1 protein-coding gene is annotated in these 3,298 nt (G+C 69.1%); it reads left to right on the top strand.

The window, feature by feature from the left end; genetic code table 11:
- Positions 1 to 3,291: hypothetical protein (locus AB0O11_RS39215; RefSeq protein ID WP_363397380.1), on the top strand; the 3,291-nt coding region annotated here is incomplete at its 5' end.
- Positions 3,292 to 3,298: the final 7 nt, after the last annotated feature.

The raw sequence follows: 3,298 nt of genomic DNA, 5'->3' as shown, positions 1-3,298 counted from the left end.
GCGATGTGGGCGGGGGAGCGGTCGCTGGTCGAGTGGCAGACCCGGCAGGGCCTGGTGCCGACGGTCGGGGGCAAGGGCAAGGCGGTGGATTCGGGTGTCTCCGTGCTGGGGCCGGCGGAGCAGGAGGCCTTCCGGCGGGGAGCGCGCGAGGTCGCGGAGGTGGAGGGCCGCGTGGTGCGTGGTGTGCCCGCGGGTGTGCCGGATCAGTCCGGGCCGGCGCCTGAGGAGCAGGGGCACGCGGGGCCGTCCACCCAAGCAGCCACGGCCGACGCCGGTGCCGGGGAGCCGGACCATCTGGAGATCCCGCCGTTTCCGGCCGTGCCGGTGCGCGGCACGGCGTCGGCGGCCGGGTGGCATGACGACTGGGTGCTGGACCCGGCCGTCCACCCGTTCGGTTCGGTGGTGGAGGTGCACGGAGGGCTGGGTGCCCAGATCCTCCAGGTGCCGAAGATCGGTCACCTGGAGGCGAGTTCGGCGCCGTCCGATTCGGTCCTGGTGCCGACCGAGCACGGCTGGCGGATCGCCGACCCGGAGGACGGGGCGGAGGCGTGGGGCGAACTGCTCGCCGACACCGACTCTGTGACGGTGCAGCTCCCGGTGAACGTCCCGGGCGACCCGGCCGTGGCCGAGTTGTTCGCCAACACCGTCTTCCTCGTCAAGAATCACGGCGAACTCCTGGTGAACCTCGTCGTGGCACCGCCCGACGCGCCGATGGGGCTCGACCCTTACGGGGAGCTGACCTTGGGCGCCGGGTTCGACTGGATCGATGTGGAGACGGATCACGCCGGGCGAGTGGTGCCGGGCGACCGGCCGTGGTTCAAATTGAGCTCGGCGGGGTTCTACGTGGCGGGCGGGGAGCGATGGGAGGCGGCCTGGCACGCGCTGGACCAAGGGCAGCCGGCCGAGGCTTTCGCGATCCCCGTGGTGGCTCCGAACAAGGACCAGTTCCTGGTATCAAAGCGCCCAGGGAGCCACTTCGTGCACACCCAGCCCAGGGGGATGAGGGCGCTGATGGAGAAGGTGAAGGCCGGGCCGGACCGATTCGTGCAGCTGCTCCCGGCGACCCACGTGAACGATTCGGCCGTACTGTCGGACGCGTTCATGGACAAGTGGGCGTTGGTCCTCGGATATCCGGTCGTGGCTCCGGCGGCGGATTCGACCTGGGACCAGCTGGCCGTCGTCGACCGACGCATGGTGCGGGTGGCGGGCGCCGACGGAATCTCCCCAGGAAGGTGGAGGCTCGCCACCCCGCCGGGTCACCCGTTCCACGGCATGTTCGTCCATTCCGATGAGCATGGTCGTGCGACGTGGCCCCCCCGGTCCGTGCCACAGCCAGATTTTGAGAGGCAAGCCTGGGAGGGAGCGACTCCGGAGATCGTTGCCGGCACGATTGGCGACATCCTGAGCGATTGGGCACCCAGGGAGAGTTCGAGCTCCAGGCCGCCCGTTGACCTGCGCGCCGCGCTGATCGAGCGGTTCGTGACCCGGAGCCAGGACCACGATCCGCTGACCCTGGCCGGCGCCGAACTGCTGGAGGAGTTCGGTACTTCCCCGACGGCCGTCAACGAGGCGAGGTCGGACGCCTGGGGGGAGATGATCGACGAAGGCGACAGGCTGCAGGAGCGTGACCTCGCGAGACGGGAGGAGGCGCTGGAGGAACACCGGCGGAAGGTGCTGGCCCTCGGCTTGCACCTGGACGAGAACGAGCTGCTTCAGCTCGAAGCCAAAGCGAGGGCCGAACACTCCGAGACGCTGGCCCACGACGCGCCGGACCTGTTCGACGAGGTCCTCCACGGGCTCCATCACATCGTGGTGGAGACAGGCCTGGCTCCCGGGTGGTTCGCCGACGCAGAGGACTACCTCGAACCGGAGTCGGAGAGCGGTCACGTCCTACTGCAACTGTACGACCTCTACGACCGCCACGGCATCGACGGGTTGAGGGAACTGCGGGACAGACTGCGGCACCTCCTGGGGATCGCGCCCTGGCACGACCGGTGGTCCCGGGCCGAGCCGTTCGGCAGCGCCCGTTCCGATCGATTCCTGATCCTCTCGTCGAGCACGGGCTCCGAGGACTCGCATGTGGTCATGGTTCAGCCCATTGGTGCGGTGGCGGCAAGGCATCTCTTCGCCAAGCACCATGGTGGCCCTCGGAGCGGCTACGAACTGTGGTTGGACGCGAGCGGTCCTGGAACGATGCCACGGACCCGTCCGGCGCCATGGAGGGGCGAGCCGGTCGTGTTCGTGTCGGGCCACGGTGTTCCCGGGGTTGCATCGATTGACGTCCTCCCGTCGTGGGAGCCGGGCGAGTCGGGAGACGCGGTGACCACCGCAGGACACCTGGCCGACCTGATCGTTGCGGACCAGGGATTCCTGGCCATGTACGAGAGGTTCGGCAGCCGGCTGAGGGTGGTGCTCTACCAGTGCAGCGCCGGCCGCACTCTGACCGATGGCTTCCGATCAGCCGACGATTCCGGTCGGGCTGGTATTCACCTCACGGAACTCCAGGCCGCGTCCCACTTCGCCGAGCGTCTGCACGGTACCCATCGGATGCCCTTGAAGGTGTTCGCCAGTCCGTTCAAGGTCAGGACCGACCATCAGGGGACACTCGTGGTGCACCCCCCGCCCGAGCTCCACGACCGCCCCGAGACCCACTGGATCTCCGTCGAGCCGGGGGGCCAGATATCCGGAGGCTTCCTGCCCGCAGTCGGCCCCGATGCGCTGCCGCTCGCCACCTCCGTCGTCGAACTGCCGGGCCGCGACTGGCGCAAGCCTCTCCTCAGGGGAAGCGGATGGGAGATCGCGCTACCAGGTGATCTGAGTCAGGCGGTCACGGCGGGGCTGGCAGGGGTGCTTCCCGACAGTGTGCTGGGAGAACTGCCGAGAGTGGCGGGCACGGTACGGCAGCTCGCCGCCAGCATGTTCTCCGCGTTCTACCTGTCACACAACCAGGGAAGACGGGATGGACTTCCGCAAGATCCGGAGTTCTGGGCGGCCCTGGCTTTGGGCCGGTGGACCGACGCGGTCGAGCGGGCCGTGCCCCAAGTGCTGGCGAAGTCGTTCGGGCTGTCGTTCCTCGTCCTCGATGAGCAGCCGGAGACGGTCACCCTGATCACGTCCCAGGGCGCGGCGAAGATGTCGGTGGAGGACTACCAGAGCCTGCGCGTCCCCGGCGAGCCCGAACCGCTCTACCTGGTCGAGAGTACGATCGGCCCGCTCGCCCTCCGGCCGATCGCGGCCCCGCAGCCGCAGACGCTCCCCGTGACGGCGATTCCGGCTGACGCCGTCGCCTGACGGAATG

Origin of the sequence: Kitasatospora sp. NPDC093102, from assembly GCF_040683915.1 — a bacterium.
Taxonomy (GTDB): Bacteria; Actinomycetota; Actinomycetes; order Streptomycetales; family Streptomycetaceae; genus Kitasatospora.
Note: the sequence above shows the minus strand (reverse complement) of the source record. Positions and strands in the feature narration are given on the sequence as shown.